Source organism: Pseudomonas sp. MPR-R2A5, from assembly GCF_058793055.1.
Window position 1 is genome coordinate 132,852 of record NZ_JBXAFK010000003.1, and the last position, 23,186, is coordinate 156,037.

Annotated in this window: 18 protein-coding genes; 7 read left to right on the top strand and 11 right to left on the bottom strand. The window is 61.4% G+C overall.

Translation table 11 applies throughout. The features are described from left to right. Window positions 1-5: 5 nt before the first annotated feature. The 6 genes from ccoO (AC1Q6I_RS03335) to ccoN (AC1Q6I_RS03360) form a co-directional block, all read right to left on the bottom strand. The gene (gene ccoO / locus AC1Q6I_RS03335) at window positions 6-614 is read right to left on the bottom strand and encodes a cytochrome-c oxidase, cbb3-type subunit II (RefSeq protein WP_003193167.1); all 609 of its coding nucleotides are present in this window, start codon (window positions 612-614) and stop codon (window positions 6-8) included. After that, window positions 614-2,056 (bottom strand): cytochrome-c oxidase, cbb3-type subunit I, encoded by a 1,443-nt coding sequence (gene ccoN, locus AC1Q6I_RS03340; protein WP_024076827.1) that lies wholly within the window; start codon window positions 2,054-2,056, stop codon window positions 614-616. The genes ccoO (AC1Q6I_RS03335) and ccoN (AC1Q6I_RS03340) overlap by 1 nt, the downstream gene beginning before the upstream one ends. 472 nt (window positions 2,057-2,528) lie before the next feature. Further along, window positions 2,529-3,476, bottom strand: a complete 948-nt coding sequence (ccoP, locus tag AC1Q6I_RS03345; protein ID WP_024076826.1) for a cytochrome-c oxidase, cbb3-type subunit III — start codon at window positions 3,474-3,476, stop codon at window positions 2,529-2,531. Further along, window positions 3,473-3,673, bottom strand: a complete 201-nt coding sequence (locus AC1Q6I_RS03350) for a cbb3-type cytochrome oxidase subunit 3 (protein ID WP_024076825.1) — start codon at window positions 3,671-3,673, stop codon at window positions 3,473-3,475. The genes ccoP and AC1Q6I_RS03350 overlap by 4 nt, the downstream gene beginning before the upstream one ends. A gap of 3 nt (window positions 3,674-3,676) precedes the next feature. Further along, on the bottom strand, window positions 3,677-4,285 hold the full coding sequence (ccoO, locus tag AC1Q6I_RS03355) for a cytochrome-c oxidase, cbb3-type subunit II (protein ID WP_017735321.1): 609 nt from the start codon (window positions 4,283-4,285) through the stop codon (window positions 3,677-3,679). Between the two features lie 10 nt (window positions 4,286-4,295). Further along, complete coding sequence (ccoN, locus tag AC1Q6I_RS03360) at window positions 4,296-5,720, bottom strand: cytochrome-c oxidase, cbb3-type subunit I (protein ID WP_102623523.1); 1,425 nt, start codon at window positions 5,718-5,720, stop codon at window positions 4,296-4,298. A 79-nt stretch (window positions 5,721-5,799) separates the two neighbouring features. Between ccoN (AC1Q6I_RS03360) and AC1Q6I_RS03365 the strand changes: the two genes are divergently transcribed. Further along, on the top strand, window positions 5,800-6,492 hold the full coding sequence (locus AC1Q6I_RS03365; RefSeq protein ID WP_069076782.1) for an alpha/beta family hydrolase: 693 nt from the start codon (window positions 5,800-5,802) through the stop codon (window positions 6,490-6,492). Window positions 6,493-6,585: 93 nt separating this feature from the next. Here the strand turns inward: AC1Q6I_RS03365 and AC1Q6I_RS03370 are convergent, their stop codons facing one another. After that, a complete protein-coding gene (locus AC1Q6I_RS03370; protein ID WP_024076822.1) occupies window positions 6,586-8,151 on the bottom strand; it encodes a methyl-accepting chemotaxis protein in 1,566 nt (521 codons plus the stop codon). Between the two features lie 103 nt (window positions 8,152-8,254). Continuing rightward, window positions 8,255-9,046: a CPBP family intramembrane glutamic endopeptidase gene (locus tag AC1Q6I_RS03375; protein WP_069076784.1), complete on the bottom strand. Its 792-nt coding sequence runs from the start codon at window positions 9,044-9,046 to the stop codon at window positions 8,255-8,257. Window positions 9,047-9,465: 419 nt separating this feature from the next. On the opposite strand from AC1Q6I_RS03375, the gene AC1Q6I_RS03380 reads away from it, so the two are divergent. After that, window positions 9,466-10,326: a DMT family transporter gene (locus AC1Q6I_RS03380; RefSeq protein WP_024076820.1), complete on the top strand. Its 861-nt coding sequence runs from the start codon at window positions 9,466-9,468 to the stop codon at window positions 10,324-10,326. A gap of 32 nt (window positions 10,327-10,358) precedes the next feature. Here the strand turns inward: AC1Q6I_RS03380 and AC1Q6I_RS03385 are convergent, their stop codons facing one another. Both AC1Q6I_RS03385 and AC1Q6I_RS03390 read right to left on the bottom strand, forming a co-directional pair. Continuing rightward, window positions 10,359-11,243, bottom strand: coding sequence for a DMT family transporter (locus AC1Q6I_RS03385; protein ID WP_024076819.1), 885 nt, complete (start codon window positions 11,241-11,243; stop codon window positions 10,359-10,361). A gap of 52 nt (window positions 11,244-11,295) precedes the next feature. Continuing rightward, entirely contained in the window at window positions 11,296-12,921 is a 1,626-nt protein-coding gene (locus tag AC1Q6I_RS03390) for a methyl-accepting chemotaxis protein (protein WP_102623522.1), read from the bottom strand. 402 nt (window positions 12,922-13,323) lie between these two features. On the opposite strand from AC1Q6I_RS03390, the gene aceK reads away from it, so the two are divergent. The 5 genes from aceK to AC1Q6I_RS03415 all read left to right on the top strand — a co-directional run bounded on the left by aceK (window position 13,324) and on the right by AC1Q6I_RS03415 (window position 21,472). Then, window positions 13,324-15,045, top strand: coding sequence for a bifunctional isocitrate dehydrogenase kinase/phosphatase (gene aceK, locus AC1Q6I_RS03395; RefSeq protein ID WP_024076817.1), 1,722 nt, complete (start codon window positions 13,324-13,326; stop codon window positions 15,043-15,045). A 70-nt stretch (window positions 15,046-15,115) separates the two neighbouring features. After that, complete coding sequence (gene hrpA, locus AC1Q6I_RS03400) at window positions 15,116-19,027, top strand: ATP-dependent RNA helicase HrpA (protein WP_102623521.1); 3,912 nt, start codon at window positions 15,116-15,118, stop codon at window positions 19,025-19,027. A 351-nt stretch (window positions 19,028-19,378) separates the two neighbouring features. Continuing rightward, entirely contained in the window at window positions 19,379-20,500 is a 1,122-nt protein-coding gene (locus tag AC1Q6I_RS03405) for a beta-ketoacyl-ACP synthase III (RefSeq protein ID WP_024076815.1), read from the top strand. Window positions 20,501-20,627: 127 nt separating this feature from the next. Next, window positions 20,628-21,242: an RNA polymerase sigma factor gene (locus AC1Q6I_RS03410; protein ID WP_069076803.1), complete on the top strand. Its 615-nt coding sequence runs from the start codon at window positions 20,628-20,630 to the stop codon at window positions 21,240-21,242. Further along, window positions 21,236-21,472, top strand: a complete 237-nt coding sequence (locus AC1Q6I_RS03415; protein ID WP_102623520.1) for an anti-sigma factor family protein — start codon at window positions 21,236-21,238, stop codon at window positions 21,470-21,472. The genes AC1Q6I_RS03410 and AC1Q6I_RS03415 overlap by 7 nt, the downstream gene beginning before the upstream one ends. Window positions 21,473-21,592: 120 nt before the next feature. On the opposite strand, the gene AC1Q6I_RS03420 is transcribed toward AC1Q6I_RS03415, so the two are convergent. Beyond that, window positions 21,593-22,915, bottom strand: a complete 1,323-nt coding sequence (locus tag AC1Q6I_RS03420) for a putative porin (protein WP_024076812.1) — start codon at window positions 22,913-22,915, stop codon at window positions 21,593-21,595. Window positions 22,916-23,186 lie beyond the last annotated feature (271 nt).

The window sequence follows — 23,186 nt, forward strand, 5'->3', positions numbered from 1 at the left end:
AAGAATCACCGTTTGCTTTTGATGATGGTGCCAAGGCCTTGCAGGTAGGCCACCAATGCGTCCATTTCGGTCTTGCCCTTCACGGCTGCGGCTGCACCGGCGATGTCTTCGTCGGTGTAGGGCACGCCCAGGGTGCGCAAGACTTCCATCTTCTTCGCGGTGTCCTTGCCGTCGAGCTTGTTTTCCACGAGGAACGGGTACGCCGGCATTTTCGACTCAGGCACCACGTTGCGCGGGTTGTACAAGTGCGCACGCTGCCAGTCGTCGGAGTAACGCCCGCCGACACGGGCCAGGTCCGGGCCGGTACGCTTGGAACCCCACAGGAACGGGTGGTCCCAGACACTTTCACCGGCGACCGAGTAGTGGCCGTAGCGTTCGGTTTCGGCGCGGAACGGTCGGATCATCTGCGAGTGGCAGCCGACACAACCGTTGGCGATGTAGACGTCGCGGCCTTCCAGTTCAAGGGCGGTGCGGGGCTTCATGCCTTCGACCGGCTTGTTGGTCACGTCCTGGAAAAACAGCGGAACGATCTGGGTCAGGCCGCCGATACTCACGGCGATGACCATGAAGAAGGCCAGCAGGCCGATATTCTTCTCGACTACTTCATGCTTCATCAGTGGGCTCCCACAACGACGATCTTGGCGGCGGCTTCGGCTTCTGCAGGGTCGGAAGCACGCACGGTGCGCCAGACGTTGTAGGCCATGAACAGCATGCCGGTGGCAAAGAACGCGCCGCCCAGGGCACGGACGATGTAGCCGGGGTGGCTGGCTTGCAGCGCTTCGACGAAGGAGTAGGTGAGGGTGCCGTCATCGTTGATCGCACGCCACATCAGGCCCTGGGTGATGCCGTTGACCCACATCGAGGCGATGTAGAGCACGGTGCCGATGGTGGCCAGCCAGAAGTGCGTGTTGATCAGCCCGACGCTGTGCATCTGCGCACGGCCGAAGATTTTCGGGATCATGTGGTACAGCGCGCCGATGGAGATCATCGCCACCCAACCCAGGGCGCCGGCGTGTACGTGGCCGATGGTCCAGTCGGTGTAGTGGGAGAGCGAGTTGACGGTCTTGATGGCCATCATCGGCCCTTCGAAGGTCGACATGCCGTAGAACGCCAGCGAAACCACCAGGAAGCGCAGGATCGGGTCGGTGCGCAGCTTATGCCAGGCGCCCGACAGGGTCATCATGCCGTTGATCATGCCGCCCCAGCTCGGTGCCAGCAGGATGATCGACATCGCCATGCCCAGGGACTGCGCCCAATCCGGCAACGCGGTGTAGTGCAAGTGGTGCGGGCCGGCCCAGATGTACAGGGTGATCAGCGCCCAGAAGTGCACGATGGACAGGCGATACGAGTAAATAGGACGTTCGGCCTGTTTCGGCACGAAGTAGTACATCATCCCCAGGAAACCGGTGGTGAGGAAGAAACCCACAGCGTTGTGGCCGTACCACCACTGGATCATCGCATCCGTCGCCCCGGCGTAGGCCGAGTAGGACTTGAACAGGCTGACCGGCAGCGACGCGTGGTTGACGATGTGCAGCATCGCCGTCACCAGGATGAAGGCACCGTAGAACCAGTTACCCACATAGATGTGCTTGGTCTTGCGCTTGGTGATGGTGCCGAAGAACACCACCGCGTAGGTCACCCACACGATCGCGAGCAAAATGGCGATGGGCCATTCCAGCTCGGCGTATTCCTTGGTGGTGGTGTAGCCCAGCGGCAACGTGATGCCGGCCCCGACGATCACCGCTTGCCATCCCCAGAAGGTGAACGCGGCGAGGCCATCGGAAATCAGTCGCGTCTGGCAGGTTCGCTGCACGACATAGTAGGAGGTGGCAAACAGGGCACATCCGCCGAAGGCGAAAATCACCAGGTTGGTGTGCAGCGGGCGCAGGCGGCCAAAGGTCGTCCAGGGCAAGCCGAAGTTCAATTCCGGCCAGACCAGTTGCGAGGCGATGAACACCCCGAGCCCCATGCCAAGGATCCCCCAGACCACCGTCATGATGGCGAACTGGCGGACTACCTTATAGTTATAAGCAGTCGGACTGATTGCTGTGCTCATTCTAAGGTTCCACGGTTTAGGTTTTTTTATAGGTAAAAATCGGTCGCAAGTATGGAGAAACCGAGGTGCCATTGCAACGCAAGGGTGACCTGTGTCAATGCGTTCCACGCCAGATTCTGCGCCCTTTCCATGTTTGATGTAAGGACAAAATCCGAAATGGAAAGCTGATCAAATGGACAGGAATTTTCTCAGGTCGTGGAGACTTGTTACTGGGTGTGTATGAACACGCTGCCCGGCTGACGAGTGGTCAGTGGCACGACAGCCGGTCGCTGCCAGCCTTTGCGCCTGTCGCCCTGTAGAAATGTTCAACCCAACGAGTGCAAGTCAGCCGTCGACCGGTCAATACCGATCCACTGTGGGGACAAGCGTAGACCCGAATGGCAGGAGGGGAAAGTTGTGCTTTGGAAGGGTGCGACACTTGGTCGCGTAACGGGGTAGGGCTGCCGCCCCAGGGCGGGGCGGCAGTTAACGGTTATTGAGCTTGGCTTTCTGGCTTGGCGCCATCAGCGTTATGGGACAGGCTGTAAACGTAGGCGGCGAGCAGGTGCACCTTGTCATTACCTTGCAGCACTTCCTGGGCCGGCATCTGGCCTTGGCGGCCGTGGCGAATAGTTTGCTGCAACTGCGCCAGGCTGGTGCCGTAGATATAGCCACTTGGCAGGGTCAGGTTGGGCGCGCCCATGGCTTCCATGCCCTGGCCTTGCGGACCGTGGCAGGCAACACAGGTGGTGCTGAACGTGGCTTGGCCGGCGGCCAGGTCTGCAGCGCTGTCGGCCGGCAGGGGCAGCTTGGCCAGTTCATGGCGTACATAGGCGGCGACGTTTTTCACCCCCTCGTCACCCAGCATGTCACCCCAGGCCGGCATCGCCGCATGGCGACCGTTCATGATGGTGGTCTTGATTGCTTCGGCCGAACCGCCCCAGCGCCAGATGTTGTCCGCCAGGTTCGGGAAGCCAAACGCGCCCTTGGCATCCGAGCCGTGGCACACCGCGCAGTTGGACGCGAACAGGCGTCCGCCCATTTTCAGCGCTTGTGGATCTTTTGCGACGGCTTCCACCGGCATGGCCGAGAATTTGGCGAAGATCGGCCCGAACTTGGTGTCGGCCTTAGCCATTTCCTTGTCCCACTCCTTGGCCGATGTCCAGCCGCCTTCATAGCCTGGCAGCACGCCTTTCCAGTTGCCCAGGCCCGGGTAGAGGATCAGGTAGCCGACGGCAAACACCAAGGTGCCGGCGAACAGCATGAACCACCACTGGGGCAGCGGGTTGTCGTATTCCTCAATGCCGTCGAAGGCGTGGCCCATGGTCTGGTCGACACTGCCCTTGGTCTCGCCCTTGCGGGTGCCGAACAACAGCCAGGTCAGGCCGATCAGGCTGCCGAGGGTCAGTACGCAGATCCATGTACTCCAAAAGGTAGTCATGGCCGGTTGCTCCTTGTTACAGGCTCTTCTTGAGCGTCGGATGGAGAGGGTTCGTCGGCAAACGGCAGCAGGCGCGCCTGCTCGAATTCCTCATTGCGCCGGTTGTTGAACACCCACAGCGACAAGCCGATAAACGCGATAGCGACGACCAGCGTGCCGAGGCCGCGGATGGTGCCCGCATCGAATTCAAATCCCATGGCTCACCTCTTGCTCTTGATGGCAGTGCCGAGCACTTGCAGGTACGAAACCAGTGCATCCATCTCGGTCTTGCCCTTGAGGCTGGCCACGGCGCCACTGATGTCGTCGTCGGTGTAGGGCACGCCGAGGGTGCGCATCACTTTCAACTTGGTCTCGGTGTGGCTGCTGTCGACAGCGGCGGTCACCAGCCATGGGTAGGCCGGCATTTTCGACTCGGGCACGACGTTGCGCGGGTTGTACAAATGCGCGCGGTGCCAGTCGTCCGAGTAGCGCGCGCCGACGCGGGCCAGGTCCGGCCCGGTGCGCTTGGAGCCCCACAGGAACGGGTGGTCCCACACACTTTCACCGGCGACCGAGTAGTGGCCGTAGCGTTCGGTCTCGGCGCGGAATGGGCGGATCATTTGCGAGTGGCACTGTACGCAGCCTTCGCGGATGTAGATGTCGCGACCTTCCAGTTGCAGCGCGGTATAGGGCTTCATGCCTTCCACCGGTTTGTTGGTGACGTCCTGGAAGAACAGCGGGACGATCTGGGTCAGGCCGCCGATACTCACGGCCAGTACCATGAGCAGCATCAGCAGGCCGACGTTCTTTTCAATCGTTTCGTGTTTCATCATCGACTCCTCAGGCCATCTGCGCCGCAGCGGCGACTTCGGCAGGTTGTGCCGAACGCACGGTGCGCCAAGTGTTGTAAGCCATCAGGAACATGCCGCTGAGGAAGATGGCGCCGCCGACCAACCGCACGATGAAGCCTGGGTGGCTGGCCACCAGGGTTTCGACGAAGGAGTAGGTCAAGGTGCCGTCTTCGTTGACCGCACGCCACATCAGGCCCTGGGCGATGCCGTTGACCCACATCGAGGCGATGTAGAGCACGGTGCCGATGGTGGCCAGCCAGAAGTGCGCGTTGATCAGGCCGAGGCTGTACATCTGCTCGCGACCGAAGATTTTCGGAATCATGTGGTACAGCGCGCCGATGGAGATCATCGCTACCCAGCCGAGGGCGCCGGCGTGTACGTGGCCAATGGTCCAGTCGGTGTAGTGGGAGAGGGCGTTGACGGTCTTGATCGCCATCATCGGACCTTCGAAGGTCGACATGCCGTAGAACGCCAGCGAAACCACGAGGAAGCGCAGGATCGGGTCGCTGCGCAGCTTATGCCAGGCGCCCGACAGGGTCATCATGCCGTTGATCATGCCGCCCCAGCTTGGCGCCAGCAGGACCAGCGACATCACCATGCCCAACGACTGTGCCCAGTCCGGCAGCGCGGTGTAGTGCAGGTGGTGAGGACCGGCCCAGATGTACAGGGTGATCAGTGCCCAGAAGTGCACGATCGACAGGCGATAGGAATACACCGGACGCTCGGCTTGCTTGGGTACGAAGTAATACATCATTCCCAGGAAGCCAGCGGTCAGGAAGAAGCCTACCGCGTTATGCCCATACCACCACTGCACCATGGCATCCGTCGCACCGCCGTACAGCGAGTAGGACTTGGTCAGGCTGACCGGGATTTCCAGGTTGTTGACGATATGCAGGATCGCGACGGTGATGATGAACGCACCGAAGAACCAGTTGCCGACGTAGATGTGCTTGGTGTTGCGCTTGGCCACGGTGCCGAAGAACACAATGGCGTAGGCCACCCAGACAATGGTGATCAGGATGTCGATCGGCCATTCCAGCTCAGCGTATTCCTTGGAGCTGGTGTAGCCCAGCGGCAAGGAGATCGCGGCGAGCAGGATCACCAGTTGCCAGCCCCAGAAGCAGAACGCGGCGATTTTCGGCGCGAACAGCTGGGTCTGGCAGGTGCGCTGCACGGAGTAGAAGGAACTGGCGAACAACGCGCAGCCACCGAAGGCAAAGATCACCGCGTTGGTGTGCAACGGGCGCAAGCGGCCGAAGCTGGTCCAGGGTAAGTCGAAGTTGAGCGCAGGCCATACCAATTGGGCGGCGAGAAAAACCCCGAGCCCCATGCCGACGATGCCCCACGCCACCGTCATAATGGCGAATTGGCGGACCACCTTGTAGTTATAGGCGGTACTTAATGTAGTGTTCATGGTTCCCCATCCACGGTTCAACCCAAGCGAATGCGGCACTTGGGCTGGAGTTATAGGCAGACTGAATAGCGAGGCAAGCATGAGCAAAGAGCACAAGGCCAGTATTGACGGGGATCAATGGGCGCAGTGTGTGCGGGAACACGGCTGGTTGTGGGACGCCGCGGCAGAGGGAGATCGGCGTGAGCCTGTCACCCTGATTCTGGCCCACGGCGCCGGCGCACCGATGGACTCGACGTTCATGACCGACATGGCTGCACGCCTTGCCCTGCATGGGGTGAACGTGTTGCGCTTCGAGTTTCCCTATATGGCCCAGCGGCGCGTAGAGGGCGGCAAACGCCCGCCGAACCCGGCCGCCAAACTGTTGCAGGCATGGCGTGAGGTGCATGCCGAGGTGCGACGCCATGTCGCTGGAACACTGGCCATCGGTGGCAAGTCCATGGGCGGGCGCATGGCCAGTCTGGTGGCCGATGAACTGGGCGTCGATGGGTTGGTATGCCTGGGGTATCCGTTCTATGCGGTGGGCAAGCCGGAGAAGCCCCGGGTCGAGCATCTGGCCGGGCTGCAGACGCCGACGTTGATCGTGCAGGGCGAGCGCGATGCCTTGGGTAATCGAGTGGCGGTAGAAGGCTATGATTTGTCGCCGAGCATCGAGGTAATGTGGCTGGTGGCGGGGGACCATGACTTGAAGCCGTTGAAGGCCTCGGGGTTCAGTCATGAGCAGCATCTGGAGGCTGCGGCGGTGCAGGTTGCCCGGTTTCTCGGAGCCCTCTAGGGCCCTATCGGGGGCAAGCCCCCTCCCACACTCGACTGCGTTCCAAGGGGTGTACGCGGTAAATGTGGGAGGGGGCTTGCCCCCGATAGCGGTCTAGCGGTTAAACCGCTCGACCAGCGAGTACTGGGTATTGGCGGTATGCGTCAATTCCTCACTCAACTGCGCCGAGTTCAACGCCTGTTCCGAAGTCTGGTCCGCCAACAGCGCAATGGTGCTGATGTTGCGGCTGATCTCTTCGGCTACCGAGCTTTGCTCTTCGGTGGCGGCCGCAATCTGGGTGGTCATGTCGGTGATGTTGGCCACTGCTTCGCTGATGCCGACCAACGCCTGATCCGCTTCCATCACCCGCGCCACCCCTTCTTCGGCCTGGCGATGCCCGGCGTCCATGGTTTGCACGGCGGCGGCAGCGGTTTGTTGCAGCTTGGCGATCAAGGCATGGATCTGCCCGGTCGACTCGGCGGTGCGCTGGGCCAGTTGACGGACCTCGTCGGCCACGACTGCGAAGCCACGGCCCATCTCCCCGGCACGCGCGGCTTCGATTGCCGCGTTCAGCGCCAGCAAGTTGGTCTGATCGGCGATGCCTTTGATCACATCGACGACACCGCCGATTTCATCGCTGTCCTTGGCCAGTTGGGTAACGGTCACCCCGGTTTCGCCCACGGCCAGCGACAGACGCTGAATGGCCTCGCGGGTTTCCCCGGCGATATCGCGGCCACGACCGGTCAGGCGATTGGCTTCCTGGGTCGCATCCGCCGTGCGCTGCACATGGCTGGCAACTTCCTGGGTGGTCGCCGCCATCTGGTTGACCGCGGTGGCCACCTGTTCGGTTTCCACGCGCTGGCGTTCCAGGCCGCTGGAGCTGTTATGCGCCAGTGTGTTGGACTGCGCCGCCTGGTCGTTGAGGTGTTCAGCCGTGTCCTGCAGCCGCGTGAGGCAGGTTTTCAGGCGGGCTTCCTGGCTGAGGATCGACATTTCCAGTCGCGCCTGGGCGCCACGGCTGTCGGTGTACATCTGCGCGATCAGCGGGTCTGAGGTGGTCTGCTCGGCCAGGCGCAGCAGGCGCTTGAGGCCACGCTGTTGCCAACTCAGGCCCAGCAGGCCCAAGGGCACCGACAGCCCCGCCGCCAGGGCAAAGCCCCAGTGGGAATTCAGCGACGCACCGATCATGAAGCTCAACTGGCTGATCAGGATAAACGGCAGCCAGTCCTGCAACACCGGCAGCCATTTGTCCCGCTGGGGAACGGCAGACTTGCCCTGGTTGATGCGTTGATAGAGCGCTTCGGCCCGGCGGATCTGCTCGGCGGTGGGCTTGATGCGCACCGACTCGTAGCCGACCACCTGGTTGCCGTCGAAAACCGGCGTCACATAGGCGTTAACCCAGTAGTGATCACCGGTCTTGCAGCGATTCTTGACAATGCCCATCCATGGCAAGCCTTGTTTGAGCGTTGACCACATATGCCCGAATACGGCCGCCGGAACGTCCGGGTGACGAACCAGGTTGTGCGGGGCACGCACCAGTTCATCGCGGGAGAACCCACTGATTTCGACGAAAGCGTCGTTGCAGTAGGTGATCACGCCCTTGGCATCTGTGGTGGAGATCAACCGTTGCTGAGCGGGGAAGGTACGTTCGCGCTGGGTAACGGGTTGGTTATTACGCATGATTGTTCAATCCGCAAGGCTTTCAGGGAGTATCGGCAGGAGCGGGCGCTTATTTAACTTATTTTTGCAACAATCCGCAGGAACGCCTTGCCTCCGGTAGACATCAGCCAGCCAGCATCGGATAAGTAAACAACCCGAAGTGAAGCAGGTTCAGCCCAAAGTGCGTGGCAATCGCCGCACCCAGCCCACCAAAGCGATAAGCCAGGCCGTAACCCACGCCGGCAATGCTTGCCAGCAACACCCATTGCCAGCCCGCGCCCAGGTGCACCAGCCCGAACAGCAGCGAGGCCAGCAGCAGTGCCAGGTTCTCGCCGTAGGGCAGGTGCTTGAAGCGCTGTTGCAGGCCGCCCTGAATGTAGCCGCGAAACAACGCCTCTTCCACCAAGGTCACCAACAACAGGTTATTCAATACCCACAACCACGCCTGCACCGGCCATTTCGGCGCCCAACTGATGACGCCCAGCAAGGCTGCGCCGCCGAGGGCGGCAATTGCGGTCAGGGCCAAGGCCAGGGCCGTGACGCAGATCGACAGGCGCAAGGAGCGTCGCGCCACCACCCACGGGCAGGCCAGTAACAGCCAGAAGCCGATCAGCGGTTTGTCCTGGTTCAGGTACATCGAGAAGGGCACCGCGTCGGGGGTAAAGCGTTGTGGCTCGATAGCGCGCCCGTTGTAGAAGCCCGGTAGCCAGTGCATCGCCAGGCTCAGGGCCAGCACAATGAACAAACCATGGCCGATGTAGCGCGCCCAAGGCGTGCGCTGCTGGCGCACGGCATAACCGGCAATCAGCAGCAGGGCGACGGACACCAGCGCCAGCACGCCCAGTTGCCCGTAGGCCAAGGCCAGCACATAGCCGATGGAAAGAAGCGCCAGGTACAGCCAGGGCAATGCGAGCATGGGGAGTCCTTGGAAAAAACTGGACGGCATTATAGCGATCGTCCCCTGTGGGCCACATGAAAACTGTGCCACGCAAGGGCGTTGGTGAAGTGATTGCAAAACGTATCAACGGCTGGTTATAGTCAGGCCTTCTTCATCCCTCCACACAAGATCAGCCCATGCCAGCTCTCCAGCGCATAGCGGTAGTCGACTCAGCGGTCAACGCTGTGGTCGTACCGTGCGGGAACAAGCAGCCTGCGCAGATCAGTCACTACCCCCCACCTGTCAGTCGCACGCCGGTGTACGCAGTCGTATCACCGCCGGGTGTTGGCATTTCGGGCTGATCAGCGACTCGCTGTCCCCGTCTGCACGCCTGAAAAAACTCCAGAACTTCAGCTTTTGCTGAGTCGGCTTTTTTTGCCTGATTACAGGTGGTAACCATGTCTGTTCTTTCGAAACAATCCGTGGCCGCGGCGGCCTCGACGAGCCTGTTTGTCCTGCTGTGGAGCAGCGGGGCGATCTTCTCCAAGCTGGGCCTGGCCCATGCGTCGCCCTTCGCCTTCTTATTGATCCGTTTTGCCATCGCCCTGCTCGGTCTGGTGATCCTCGTACCGATGCTCAAGCTGCAACTGCCGCGCCCCGGCAAACCGCTGTGGTATGCAGCGGCGACCGGCCTGGTGTTGTTGGGGGCCTACCAGATTTTCTATCTGCTGGCCCTGGACCTCAACGTCACCCCCGGCGTGATGGCGACCCTCATGGGCGTGCAGCCGATCCTGACCGTGGCGCTGACGGAGCGCCAGCGTTCCGGGCGCCGCCTGTTCGGCCTTGGCCTCGGGTTGGCGGGGTTGATCATGGTGGTGTACCAGGGTATCGGGCTGGCGGGGATGTCCCTGGCCGGGATGCTCTTCGGCCTGCTGGCCCTGGCGAGCATGACCTTCGGCTCAATCATGCAAAAACGCATTACCGACAACCCTTTGGGCACGCTGCCGCTGCAGTACCTGGCCGGGCTGCTGTTGTGCGCGGTATTCGTGCCGTTCCAGCCGTTCCACTTCGAACAGAATGCCGGCTTTTACCTGCCGGTATTGTGGATGGGGCTGGTGGTGTCGGTGCTGGCGACGTTGCTGCTGTACCGCCTGATCGCGCGGGGCAACCTGGTCAACGTCACCAGCCTGTTCTACCTGGTGCCGGCGGTGACGGCGGTGATGGATTACCTGATCTTCGGCAATCGGCTGGCGTTGTTGAGCCTGCTGGGGATGGGGTTGATCATCGTTGGGTTGGTGTTTGTGTTCCGTAAAGGCTGATGTCTACCCCGTAGGTGCCGGTTCGCCGGCGCCTACGACCTGCGTGGCCGCAACACCAACCACAACGCCCCCGCAATCAACACCCCGCCATACAGATGCGCCATTGATAACGGCTCGTCGAGCAGCAACGCGCCCCACAGCACGCCGAACGGCGGGATCAGGAAAGTGGTGGTCATCGATCTCACGGGGCCAATCGCAGTGAGCAAGCGGAAGTACAACACATAGGCAAACGCCGTACACACCAGCCCCAGGCCCAGCAGCGACAACCACACCTGCCACCCACCCCAACTCGCGGGCGGATGGCTGATGGCGCTGTAGATAAACAACGGCAGCAGGAACAACGTGGCGCCGAGCATGCTGCCCAGGGCGGAAAGACGACTGTCCAATCCTCCCCGCTGGTCCAGCCAGCGGCGCGCCAGGAACCCGGCAAAGCCATAACACGTAGTCGCCAGCAAACAGGCCAGCGCGCCCATCAATAATTCCAGGTCAAACGCCACCGGGCCCGCGCGGGTCAGCACGCCTACACCGAAAAGCCCCAGGCACACCCCGGCGATTTTCGACGGGGTCAGCCGCTCGCTGAAGAACAGCCCGCCGATCAATACCCCCATCAACGGGGTGGTGGCATTGAAGATCGCCGAGTAACCCGCTGGCAGCACCTGGGCGGCCACCGAATACATCGTCGCGGGAATCCCGGAGTTGATCACCCCCAGCAGCAGGACGGTCTTGAACTTGCCCTGGAAGTCCCAGCGCACGCGCATCATCGCCAGGATCACCAACAACCCTGCGGCGGCAATCGACACGCGGAAAAACGCGGTCGGCACCGTGCCAATCTCTGGCGCGATGATGCGCATGAACAGGAAACTCGCGCCCCAGATGGCGGCGAGCCCCAGCAAGTACAAGGTGTCGACAGGTCTCACGTAACGCTCCTACCTCAATAAGCCGGCGAGTGTTACATGACCTTTCTATGGATTACAGAACAAACCGCGTCACCAACCCATTCAGGTCCACCGCCAGGCGCGACAGTTCCTGGCTGGCGGCCGAGGTCTGGGTGGCGCCAGCGGCGGTCTGGGTCGACAGGTCCCGGATATTCACCAGGCTGCGGTCCACTTCGCGGGCCACCAACGCTTGTTGCTCGGCGGCGCTGGCGATCACCAGGTTGCGCTGGCTGATCTGCGAGATGGCAGCGGTGATTTTTTCCAGGGCGTTGCCGGCGTTGTTGGCCCGTTGCAAGGTTTGGCCGGCGTGCTCGGCGCTGCTGTTCAAGGCACTGACGGTGTCCTGGGTGCCTTGCTGAATGCCGGCGATCATCTGCTCGATTTCTTCGGTGGAATCCTGGGTACGCTGGGCCAGTGAGCGCACTTCATCGGCGACCACCGCAAAGCCACGCCCGGCCTCACCCGCGCGGGCGGCTTCAATGGCGGCGTTGAGCGCCAGCAGGTTGGTTTGCCCGGCAATGCCGCGGATCACTTCCAGCACCTTGCTGATGTCCTGGGCCTGCATCGCCAGGCCCTCGGCTTTGTTCGAAGCGCCGAGCACTTCGTCCACCAGGTTCTGGATCGAGCTGATGGTTTCGCTGATCTGGTAGTGGCCGTGCTTGCTGTCTTCGTCGGACGCCTGGGACGCTTCGGCGCTGGATACCGCATTGCCCGCCACTTCATCCACCGCCGCGCTCATCTCGGTCACGGCGGTCGCGGCCTGTTCGATCTCGTCGTTCTGCGCTTGCAGGCCACGTGTGCTCTGTTCCATCACCGAACTCATTTCTTCAGCCGCCGATGCCAGTTGCTGCGCCGATTCGCTGATGCCACGGATGGTGGTTTGCAGTTGCGTCTGCATGGTTGCCAGTGCTGTCAGCAGTTGTGCCGGTTCGTCATGGCCCTGCACCACGACGGGCTGGCTCAAGTCTCCGGCGGCAATGCTGCGCGCAACGCTCAGGGCCTGGCCCAGTGGCGCGGTGATGCTGCGGGTCAACAGCCAGGCCAGCAGCAGGGTGGCGACCAGCGCAACGGTGATGATCAGGCCGACAATCCACTGCGCGCGCGTATACACCTGTGCCGCTGCATCGGTTGCGGCTTCCACGCCGTTCTGGTTGAAGGTGATCATGTCCTCCAGGCTCTTGGTGAGGATTCCACCCTGTGGCGCCAGGCGGTTGTTGAGCAGGTCGATAGCGTCCTGCTGCTGGTCCTTATCCACCAGGGCGATCATCTGCTCGACGATGGTGAGGTAAGTGTTCACGTTGGCTTTGACCTGCTTGAGCAGTTCGCGCTCCTGGTCGCTGCTGAGCAGGGTTTCGTGATGGTCCAGCAGGGTTTGCAATTCCGTACGCTGGCGGCTGATCAGGCCTTTGCTGTTGTCACGCACGCGCGACTCGTCGGTGGTTACCAGGCGCAACGCTTCCAGACGGATGCTGGCCACGTAGGCTGCGCTGTCATGGATATTCTCGATGCTCGGCATCCACGACCCCTCGATCACCAGGGCGCTTTCACGCAGCTTGGCCATCTGACCCAGACCAAACAGGCCGACAATCACCAGCAGGCTGGCCAACACCCCAAAACTCAGACTGGCGCGCAGCCCGATCCTCATGTTCCTCAATGACATCTCAGTGCTCCTCGGGCGATTAAAACCAGTTCCCGGATCGGTCTTCTGACCTTGTTAGGGTGGGAGAGGGCGCGGTATATATCAAAGTGCCATCACTGCGGTAATCAGGGTTTCCCTTAGGCTGTATCGAAATGCTTACACATGCTGAAAACCAGTCGCCGTGCGGGTTTGCCTCGGCTGCTGCGGCCAGGCCACGTGGTTACAGGCTTTCAGATGAAACGTTTAACGTACGAAACGCGACTTTAGGGGGTGTTTATTGACCGTATGGTCGAATTAAAAAAACTGAAAATAAATGTACGATCTGCGCGAAGTTGTACAACCCGTCGGAAAAAATCATCCTTCTCCTGTCACTCTTCACTGGCTAAGCTCAGGGCTTCCAGATGCCCGTTCGAGGTTTCCCGCATGTCGCAATCCACGCCCGCCCTCGCTATTGCGCGGATGATCCTTGAAGGCTTCGACGATTACCGCGAGCACTTTCGCCAGATCACCGACGGCGCCCGCGAACGTTTCGAAAAAGCCCAGTGGCAACTGGGGCAGGCAGCCTCGGCGGCGCGTATCAACCTGTATGAAGAGAAGGTCAGTGAAGTGACCGAGCGCCTGCGGGCTGCCTTCGACGAGGCCACGCTGCTGGATATCGACGTTTGGCCGCTGGTGAAAAGCGCCTATATAGGCCTGATTGACCTGCGCTTTGACGATGAGCTGTCCGAGACTTGGTACAACTCGATTTTCTGCGGCCTGTTCAGCCATGACCTGATCAGCGACGGCTGCATGTTCATCCACACGACCCGGCCGAGCCTGCGTCGGGCGCGAGCGGCGCAGACCCGCATCTACACGCCGGCCGGCAAAATCACCGATATGCTCGCGCAGATCTTCGCCGACTACCGCTTCAGCGAACCCTATGCCGATTTGCCGGCCGACCTGCGCCGCCTCGAAGCACAACTGCGCGAGAACCTGCCGGATTGGGTCTGCAAGGACCCGGAGCTCAAGGTCGAGCTGTTTTCCTCGGTGCTCTACCGCAACAAGGGCGCCTACCTCGTAGGACGCATCTACACCCATGAAGAACAGTGGCCCCTGGTCATCCCGCTGCTGCACCGCGAAGGGCGCGGCATCCAGATCGACGCGCTGATCACCGATGAAGCCGATGTGTCGATCATCTTCTCGTTCACCCGTTCTTACTTCATGGTCGACGTACCGGTACCGGCGGAATTCATCGGCTTTCTCAAGCGCATCCTGCCGGGCAAGCACATCGCCGAGCTGTACACCTCCATCGGGTTCTACAAGCACGGCAAGTCGGAGTTCTACCGCGCGCTGATCAACCACCTGGCGACCACCGATGACCAGTTCATCATGGCCCCCGGCGTGCGCGGCATGGTCATGAGCGTGTTCACGCTGCCGGGCTTCAACACCGTGTTCAAGATCATCAAGGACCGCTTCTCGCCGTCGAAAAACGTCAACCGCGCCACGGTGATCGAGAAATACCGCCTGGTCAAAAGCGTCGACCGCGTCGGGCGCATGGCCGATACCCAGGAGTTCGCCGACTTTCGCTTCCCCTTGAGCAAGTTCGAGCCCGAGTGCCTGGCCGAATTGCTCGATGTGGCCGCCGGCACCGTCGAAGTGGAGGGCGACACCGTGCTGATCCGCCACTGCTGGACCGAACGGCGCATGACCCCGCTCAACCTCTACCTCGACAACGCCAACGACGCTCAAGTGCGCGAAGCCCTGGAAGACTACGGCCTGGCCATCAAGCAATTGGCGGCGGCGAATATCTTTCCCGGTGACATGTTGCTGAAGAACTTCGGCGTCACCCGCCACGGCCGTGTGGTGTTCTACGACTATGACGAAATCTGCTTCCTGACCGAGGCGAATTTCCGCCACATCCCCGCACCCCGCACCCCCGAGGATGAAATGGCCTCCGAGCCCTGGTACTCCATCGGCCCGCTGGATGTGTTCCCCGAAGAATTCCCGCCGTTCCTGTTTGCCGACGCTGGCCAGCGCAAGCTGTTCAATGAACTGCACGGCGAGCTGTATAACGCCGACTACTGGAAAAGCCTGCAAGACGCGATTCGGGCCGGCAAGGTCATCGATGTGTTCCCTTACCGGCGCAAGGACCGCGATAACGAATGAGGGGCGCGCGCGGCGGCGGTTTTCTGCGACAATCCGCCCCCTGCATAAATAGACGACCCAAACGCACCTGATGACTGACCAAGCGCCTGCTATCGACCAACTGCTGAAAAACCTCGACCACGCCATGCTCGCCGACCGCCACCGCTTGCGGCGGCAGTTGCTCGAGCTGCGCAAGAAGCCCGATGAGGAGAAGCTGGCGCAGTGGGTCACGCGCATGCAGGCGTCCTGTGCCCAGGTCACGGCGCGGCGTGCCAGCCTGCCGGTGATTCGCTACGACGACAGCCTGCCGATTGCCGCCAAGCGCGATGAGATCAAGGAAGCATTGCTCAAGCATCAGGTGCTGATCATTGCGGGCGAAACTGGCTCGGGTAAAACCACCCAACTGCCGAAAATCTGCCTGGAAATCGGCCGCGGCCAACACGGCCTGATCGGTCATACCCAGCCGCGCCGGATTGCCGCGCGCAGTGTCGCCAGTCGCGTCGCCGAAGAGTTGGCCACGCCGCTGGGCGCGCTGGTCGGCTATCAGGTGCGCTTTGAAGACCAAAGCGACTCCAACACCCTGATCAAGCTGATGACCGATGGCATCCTGCTGGCCGAAACCCAGAACGATCGCTACCTCGAACGCTACGACACGATCATCGTCGACGAAGCCCACGAACGCAGCCTGAACATCGACTTCCTGCTCGGCTACCTGAAGACCCTGCTGCCGCGTCGTCCGGACCTGAAGGTGATCATCACCTCGGCAACCATCGACCTGGAGCGTTTCTCCAAGCACTTCGACGATGCGCCGATTGTCGAGGTTTCGGGCCGCACCTTTCCGGTGGACACTTGGTACCGTCCACTGACCCTGGAACAGGACGAAGAGGGCAATCGTGTCGAAGATGACTTGACCGTCGACCAGGCCATCCTCGCCACCCTCGATGAAATCGCCGCCTATGAGCGCAGCGAGCGGCGCAGCCCCGGCGATGTGCTGGTGTTTTTGCCCGGCGAGCGCGAGATTCGTGACGCCGCCGACATGCTGCGCAAGGCGCAGCTTAAGCACACTGAAATTCTGCCGCTGTACGCGCGCCTGTCGCCGGCCGAACAGCAGCGTATCTTCCAGTCCCATCCCGGACGACGTGTGGTGCTGGCGACCAACGTCGCCGAAACCTCGCTGACCGTGCCGGGCATCCGCTATGTGATCGACAGCGGCACCGCACGCATCAGCCGCTACAGCTACCGCGCCAAGGTGCAGCGCCTGCCGATCGAGGCGATTTCCCAGGCCAGCGCCAACCAGCGTAAAGGCCGTTGCGGGCGGGTTGAACCGGGGATCTGCATTCGCTTGTACAGCGAAGAAGACTTTATCGGGCGCCCGGAATTTACCGACCCGGAAATCCTGCGCACCAACCTGGCTGCCGTGATCCTGCAGATGCTGCACCTGCGCCTGGGTGAAATCACCGACTTCCCGTTTATCGAGCCGCCGGATGGCAAGGCGATCAGCGACGGTTTCAACCTGTTGCAGGAGCTCTCGGCCGTCGACCGCAACAGTCAGCTGACGCCGCTGGGGCGCCAATTGGCGCGCCTGCCGGTGGACCCGCGCATGGGCCGCATGCTGCTGGAAGCCGCCAAGCTCGGCAGCTTGCAGGAAGTACTCATCGTGGCCAGCGCCATGTCGATCCAGGACCCACGCGAGCGCCCACCGGAGCGCCAGCAGGCCGCCGACCAGGCCCACGCACAATGGAAGGACCCGGATTCGGACTTCGCCGGGTTGGTCAACCTCTGGCGCGGCTTTGAAGAACAACGCCAGGAACTGACCGCCAGCCCGCTGCGCAACTGGTGCCGCAAGAACTTCCTCAACTATTTGCGCTTGCGCGAATGGCGAGACTCCCATCGTCAGTTGAGCTTGATCTGTCGTGACATGCAACTGACGGTCAATAAGGAACCGGCGGACTTCCCCAAACTGCACAAGGCGGTGCTGTCTGGCCTGCTCAGCCAGATCGGCCAGAAGACCGAAGACGGCGATTACCTCGGCGCGCGTCAGCGGCGCTTCTGGATTCATCCGTCGTCGGGCATCGGCAAGAAGCGCCCGCAATGGTTGATGACCGCCGAACTGGTGGAAACCACCAAGTTGTATGCGCGCATGGTGGCCAAGATCGATGCCGACTGGATCGAGCCATTGGCCGGGCACCTGATCAAGAAAAACCACTTCGAGCCCCATTGGGAGAAGAAGCGCGGCCAAGTCGTGGCGTTCGAGCAGATCACCTTGTTCGGGCTGATTGTGGTCGGTCGGCGGCCGGTGCATTACGGGCCCATCGACCCGGTGGTGTCTCGCGAGCTGTTTATCCGCGAGGGCCTGGTGCGCGGCGAGATTCAGTCCCGCGCCAAGTGCCTGGCGGCCAACCAGCAACTGCTGGAGCAGCTCGACGAACTGGAAGCCAAGGCGCGCCGTCGCGACATCCTGGCGGACGAAGAAACCCTCTACGCCTTCTACGATGCGCGCTTGCCGGCGGAGATCCACCAGACCGCCACCTTCGACAGCTGGTACAAGGTCAACAGCCAGAAAGACCCGCAATTGCTGATCATGCGCGAAGAAGACGTGCTGGCCCGTGAAGCCAGCGAAGTCACTGCCGCACATTACCCCGACACCCTGCACCTGGGCGACCTGGAACTGGCCCTGAGTTACCACTTCGAGCCCAACCATCCGCGCGACGGCGTGACCCTGCGGGTACCTGCGCCGCTGCTGCCGGCCTTGCCGCCGGAGCGTCTCGAATGGCTGGTGCCGGGGGTGATCGAAGCCAAGTGCATCGCGCTGGTGCGTAACCTGCCCAAGGCACTGCGCAAGAACTTCGTGCCAGTGCCGGATTTCGTCAAGGCCGCGCTGCAACGCATCGAATTTGGCCAGGGCTCGCTGCCCCAGGCATTGGGCCGCGAACTGCTGCGCATGACCGGCGCGCGGGTCAGTGATGAAGCCTGGGCCGAGGCCGCGCAGCAAGTCGACAGCCACTTGAGGATGAACCTGGAAGTGGTCGACGGCCAGGGCAAGTTCCTCGGCGAAGGCCGCGACCTGGCTGAGCTGACCGCGCGCTTTGCCGAAGCCAGCCAGGCCGCATTGGCCGTGCCGCAGACCGCGAAAAGCCAGCAACCGGTGCAAGCCAAGGCGTTCGCGGCGGTGGCCGAGAAGACCCAGCAGAAGATCGCCGGGCTGTCGATGACGGTGTACCCGGCGCTGGTGGAGGAGGGCGGCGCGGTCAAGGAGGGGCGTTTCTCAACGGCCGCGGAGGCTGAATTCCAGCACCGCCGCGCGTTGCAACGCTTGCTGATGCAGCAACTGGCTGAACCGGCGAAATTCCTGCGCGGCAAGTTGCCCGGCCTGACCGAATTGGGCCTGATGTACCGCGAACTGGGGCGTATCGATGCCTTGGTGGAGGACATCCTGCTGGCCAGCCTCGACAGTTGCGTGCTGGACGGCGAAGCCAGCCTGCCGCGCGACGGTGCCGGCCTGGCGGCCTTGGCCGAACGTAAGCGTGGCAGTTGGACCGAGCACGCCGAACGCCTGGCGCGCTTGACCCTGGAGGTGCTGAAGCTCTGGCACGGCCTGCAAAAGCGCTTCAAAGGCAAGATCGACCTGGCCCAGGCGGTGGCCTTGAACGATATCAAGCAACAGTTGAGCAACCTGGTCTATCCCGGTTTTGTGCGGGAAACCCCGGCGCAATGGTTCAAGGAGCTGCCGCGTTTCCTCAAGGCCATCGAGCTGCGCCTGGAGAAGCTGCCGAGCCAGGTGCAAAAGGACCGGGTGTGGAGCACCGAGCTGGGCGGCCTTTGGGCGCAGTACCAGAACCGCCTGAACAAACATGCCCAGGAAGGCAAGCGCGACCCTCAGTTGGAACTCTATCGCTGGTGGTTGGAGGAGTATCGCGTGTCGTTGTTTGCCCAGCAGTTGGGCACCAAGGTACCGATTTCCGACAAGCGCCTGAGCAAGCAGTGGAGCCAGGTAGAACCCTGAAGCCTCTCCCTGCCTCCAGGACTGGGCAGGTCCAAATGTGGGAGGGGGCTTGCCCCCGATAGCGGTGTGTCAGGTAAAGATTCTGTGACTGATACACCGCTATCGGGGGCAAGCCCCCTCCCACATTAGAAATCGGTGCGCTTTGAACAGTGGCATATGGCGCCAAATCCCTGGGTTTGTGGCAAACTTCGCGGTTATAAATGCCGGGATCGTCGTGATGGGCTGGTGCGCAGCCGCGGCGCGATGGAATAAAGCGTTGCCAGTTTGATGCCCGCGGTGGGGAATCGGACTACTTACAGTTTGGTACGACGGTACCAATATCTTCTGCCTGACAGATTTAGAGGAACGACCGTGCATAACGTCGTCATCAGCGGCACTGGCTTGTACACCCCGGCCAACAGCATCTCCAACGAAGAGCTGGTGCAGTCTTTCAATACCTACGTGCAGCAGTTCAACAGCGACAACGCCGCTGCCATCGAGCGCGGCGAGGTGCAGGCGCTGACCGAGTCCAGCGCAGCCTTTATCGAGAAGGCCTCCGGTATCAAAAGCCGCTTTGTCATGGACAAGGACGGCATTCTCGACCCGCAACGCATGGCCCCGCGCCTGCCCGAGCGCAGCAACGATGAATGGTCGGTCCTGTGCCAGATGGCTATCGGTGCCGCCGAGCAAGCCCTGCAGCGCGCCGGCAAGACCGCCGCCGATATCGACGGCGTGATCGTTGCCTGTTCCAACCTGCAGCGTGCGTACCCCGCCATCGCCATTGAAGTCCAGGAAGCCCTGGGCATCGAGGGGTTTGGTTTCGATATGAACGTGGCGTGTTCCTCGGCCACCTTCGGCATCCAGAATGCCGCCAACAGCATCCAGCTGGGCCAGGCCCGGGCGATCCTGATGGTCAACCCCGAAGTTTGCACCGGCCACTTGAACTTCCGTGACCGCGACAGCCATTTCATCTTCGGTGACGCCGCCACGGCCGTGATCCTGGAGCGCGCCGACCTGGCAACTTCCGAGCACCAGTTCGAGGTGGTGAGCACCAAGCTGTTGACCAAGTTCTCCAATAACATCCGCAACAACTTCGGCTTCCTCAACCGTGCGGCGGAAGAGGGCATCGGAGCGCCCGACAAGCTGTTCGTGCAGGAAGGCCGCAAAGTCTTCCGCGATGTCTGCCCGATGGTCGCCGAGCTGATCGGTGTGCACCTGGAAGAGAACCAGCTGAATGTGGCCGATGTGAAGCGCTTCTGGCTGCACCAGGCCAACCTGAGCATGAACCACCTGATCGTGAAGAAACTGCTGGGCCGCGAAGCCACGGTGGAAGAAGCACCGGTGATCCTCGACACTTACGCCAATACCAGTTCGGCAGGTTCGGTGATTGCGTTCCACACCTACCAGGACGACTTGCCCAAGGGCGCCGTGGCGGTGCTCAGCTCGTTCGGCGCCGGGTACTCCATTGGTAGCGTGATCCTGCGCAAACGCTGATCTACCGGTCGGTCACGATCCAATGTGGGAGCTGGCTTGCCTGCGATTGCATCACTGCGGTGCCAGCATCGCAGGCAAGCCAGCTCACACGGGAATCGGGTTTTCCACGGTGGAATCGAGGTAGACGATGGCGGCAGCGGACGACGCGCACCTGCTTGAACGCTTGCTCAAGGGCGAGCAGCGGGCCTACAAGGAATTGGTCACCCAATACCAGAGCGCCATGCGCGCGGTGGCCTATGCCATCGTCGGTCAGCGCCATGCCGATGAAATCGTGCAGGACGCCTGGCTGGCGGTCGTGCGCAACCTGCCCAAGTTCGAAGGACGCTCCAGTCTCAAGACCTGGCTGCTGACCATCACTGCCAACGCCGCCAAGAGCCGTTACAAACAGAATCGCCGGGAAGTGCTGCTCGACGATTTGCCCTCGCCCCATGGGACGATCGGTGATGAGCGTTTCTCGCCCGAAGATGGCCACTGGGCCGTCGCCCCCTATGCCTGGCACCAGGACACGCCGGAAGCCCTGCTGACCGAGGAAGAGCTGCGCAAGTGCCTGGAGCATACGTTGCTGAGTCTGTCTGAGTTGCAAGGCAGCGTGTTGGTGTTGCGCGAACGCCAGGGCCTGGAACTGGAAGAGATCTGTAATCTTCTGACGCTGTCGCTCTCCAACGTTCGTGTGCTGCTGCATCGAGCGCGGCTTAAAGTCTTCGCCACGGTGGAGCATTTTGAGGAAACGGGCGAATGTTGACCTGTAAAGAGCAAGTGGCACGTTCCAGTGACTATCTCGATGGGCAATTGACCTTTCGCGAGCGCCTGTTGGTGCGTCATCACTTGATGTTTTGCCCGAACTGTCGGCGGTTTATCCGCCAGATGCGCCTGATGCAGGCGACGTTGCGGATCTTGCCGCAGCCGCCGGTCGAGGATGTGGATGCCTTGGCACAGCGGCTGGCTGCCGAGCGGCTCAAGGATCAGGAGTAGCGGGGAAGCAAAAGCAGGCTCGCGTGGGTGAGTCGAACGGATGATGGGGACCGATTCACCCACGCAAGGCTGTTACAGCCACCTCGGGCCGTCCTGGCCCAAGGCTTGTCACACGGGTATTCAGAACTTGGCTTCAGCATCCAACTGCAGGGTGTTGGTGTTGGCGTCGCGCTGAGTGCGGCTGGCGTAGTCAGCCTTGGTCAGGAAGTACGTGGCGCCGACGGCGAAGTTTTTGTCGATGTCGTAGCTGACCTTCATCTTGTGGCCGCGCGAACCGGTGGTGCCGTTGCCGAAGTCCGAATCGGTGAAGGCGCCTACAACAGCGTTACGTTGCGTATCGCGGTAGTTGTAGTCCAGGTTGAAGCCGAACACCTTGGACTTGGCACCCAGCAACCAGGCAGTGTCCTGGTCGTTGGAGGCGTCGTTGTTCTTCACGTACTGGCCGTAGAACGCCAGTGGCACGGCCAGGCCGCCGATGTCTGCCTGGGCAAACCCTTCGTACAGGCGGAATTGTTCGTTTGGCGAGTTGCCGTTGACCGCCAGTGCGCAAGGTGTGCTGGTGGTGGTACAGGCACTGTTTTCGTCGTTCTGGTAAGCGTAGATGCTGCCGCCCAGGGTCATTTTCAGGTTGTCGGTCACCGAGAAGCGTGTGCCCAACTGGCCGGAAGTCAGGCGCAGGTCGTGGCGAAATTGCACGCCGTCGCCGTCGACGTTGTCCTTGAGGTTGTAGTTACCGATGCTGCCGAACAGCTCGGCGCTGCTACCCAGTGGGTATTTGTAGGTCAATGCCAGGCCTTCCGGGTTGATATCGCTATCCCAGATCACGTCGCCCATGTTCACCCAAGGCTGGAGCATTTTGCCGCCGATCACGTGCAGGTTCTTGATCTGCTCGGGGTGGTAGTCGATGTAGCCAAGGTCCAGCCAGATCGACTTCTTGTCGAAGTAGTTATCCTGGTCCTGGTTGGTGGACCGCGCGTCGTCGCTGCTGCCCGTGGCGATACGGATGCCGGTGTCGACCTGGGAGTTGATCTCGGTGTAGGCGCCCAGGCGGGCACGAATGCGCTGACGGTCCTTGTCACGGCCACCGTTGTTGGATTCGCCCTGGATCTTCACGGTCTCCTGGCGGAAACGTACGTCACCCTTGAACTGCGTCTTCGCGGCCCATGCCAGCTTCTGATCGAAGACGCTGAGGTCGTTGGTTTTTTTCGCGGTGGCCGCGATCTGTTCGTTGGTCTCTTGTTGAGCTTGCTGAGCGATCTGCTTTTCTTTCTGATCCTTGGCCAGTTCAGCTTGCAGTTCGGTGTACTGCGCTGCGGTGATCTGGCCGTTGGCCTTGAGCATGTCGAGCAATTTAGCGTCGACTGCGGCGCTGGCAGGAACGCTCAGGGCCAGTAACAGGCCACCGCACAGGACCGCCGCAGTTTTAGTGGAAGCAAGACGCATATCAATCTCCGAAAGTGAGGAGGGATGGCAAACCATCCAGGACACAACCGACCGAGGACGGACGGAAAAAATAGCCGCCCGGTAGAACCAGGCGCTCTAAAAACAGGCGTCAGTATCGCGATGGTTTATGACGGCGCAGTGGCGAAGTAATGTCATCTACATGACAAATTATTTAAGAAGGAACTATTGGCATGCAGCCTTGTCCGGCGATTTGAGGGTGTACTGGGTCCGGCGATAAGCGATACTCGCCAGGCTTTCACGCCCTGAAGTA

What these genes read in the sequence shown, in the direction of transcription:
- AC1Q6I_RS03350 (WP_024076825.1), bottom strand. Translation starts at nt 3,673, where the DNA reads ATGGGATTTGAATTCGATGCGGGCACCATCCGCGGCCTCGGCACGCTG.
- ccoO (WP_017735321.1), bottom strand. Translation starts at nt 4,285, where the DNA reads ATGAAACACGAAACGATTGAAAAGAACGTCGGCCTGCTGATGCTGCTC.
- AC1Q6I_RS03365 (WP_069076782.1), top strand. Translation starts at nt 5,800, where the DNA reads ATGAGCAAAGAGCACAAGGCCAGTATTGACGGGGATCAATGGGCGCAG.
- AC1Q6I_RS03420 (WP_024076812.1), bottom strand. Translation starts at nt 22,915, where the DNA reads ATGCGTCTTGCTTCCACTAAAACTGCGGCGGTCCTGTGCGGTGGCCTG.
- AC1Q6I_RS03380 (WP_024076820.1), top strand. Translation starts at nt 9,466, where the DNA reads ATGTCTGTTCTTTCGAAACAATCCGTGGCCGCGGCGGCCTCGACGAGC.
- AC1Q6I_RS03410 (WP_069076803.1), top strand. Translation starts at nt 20,628, where the DNA reads ATGGCGGCAGCGGACGACGCGCACCTGCTTGAACGCTTGCTCAAGGGC.
- hrpA (WP_102623521.1), top strand. Translation starts at nt 15,116, where the DNA reads ATGACTGACCAAGCGCCTGCTATCGACCAACTGCTGAAAAACCTCGAC.
- ccoO (WP_003193167.1), bottom strand. Translation starts at nt 614, where the DNA reads ATGAAGCATGAAGTAGTCGAGAAGAATATCGGCCTGCTGGCCTTCTTC.
- ccoN (WP_102623523.1), bottom strand. Translation starts at nt 5,720, where the DNA reads ATGAACACTACATTAAGTACCGCCTATAACTACAAGGTGGTCCGCCAA.
- AC1Q6I_RS03375 (WP_069076784.1), bottom strand. Translation starts at nt 9,046, where the DNA reads ATGCTCGCATTGCCCTGGCTGTACCTGGCGCTTCTTTCCATCGGCTAT.
- AC1Q6I_RS03390 (WP_102623522.1), bottom strand. Translation starts at nt 12,921, where the DNA reads ATGTCATTGAGGAACATGAGGATCGGGCTGCGCGCCAGTCTGAGTTTT.
- AC1Q6I_RS03370 (WP_024076822.1), bottom strand. Translation starts at nt 8,151, where the DNA reads ATGCGTAATAACCAACCCGTTACCCAGCGCGAACGTACCTTCCCCGCT.
- aceK (WP_024076817.1), top strand. Translation starts at nt 13,324, where the DNA reads ATGTCGCAATCCACGCCCGCCCTCGCTATTGCGCGGATGATCCTTGAA.
- ccoP (WP_024076826.1), bottom strand. Translation starts at nt 3,476, where the DNA reads ATGACTACCTTTTGGAGTACATGGATCTGCGTACTGACCCTCGGCAGC.
- AC1Q6I_RS03415 (WP_102623520.1), top strand. Translation starts at nt 21,236, where the DNA reads ATGTTGACCTGTAAAGAGCAAGTGGCACGTTCCAGTGACTATCTCGAT.
- ccoN (WP_024076827.1), bottom strand. Translation starts at nt 2,056, where the DNA reads ATGAGCACAGCAATCAGTCCGACTGCTTATAACTATAAGGTAGTCCGC.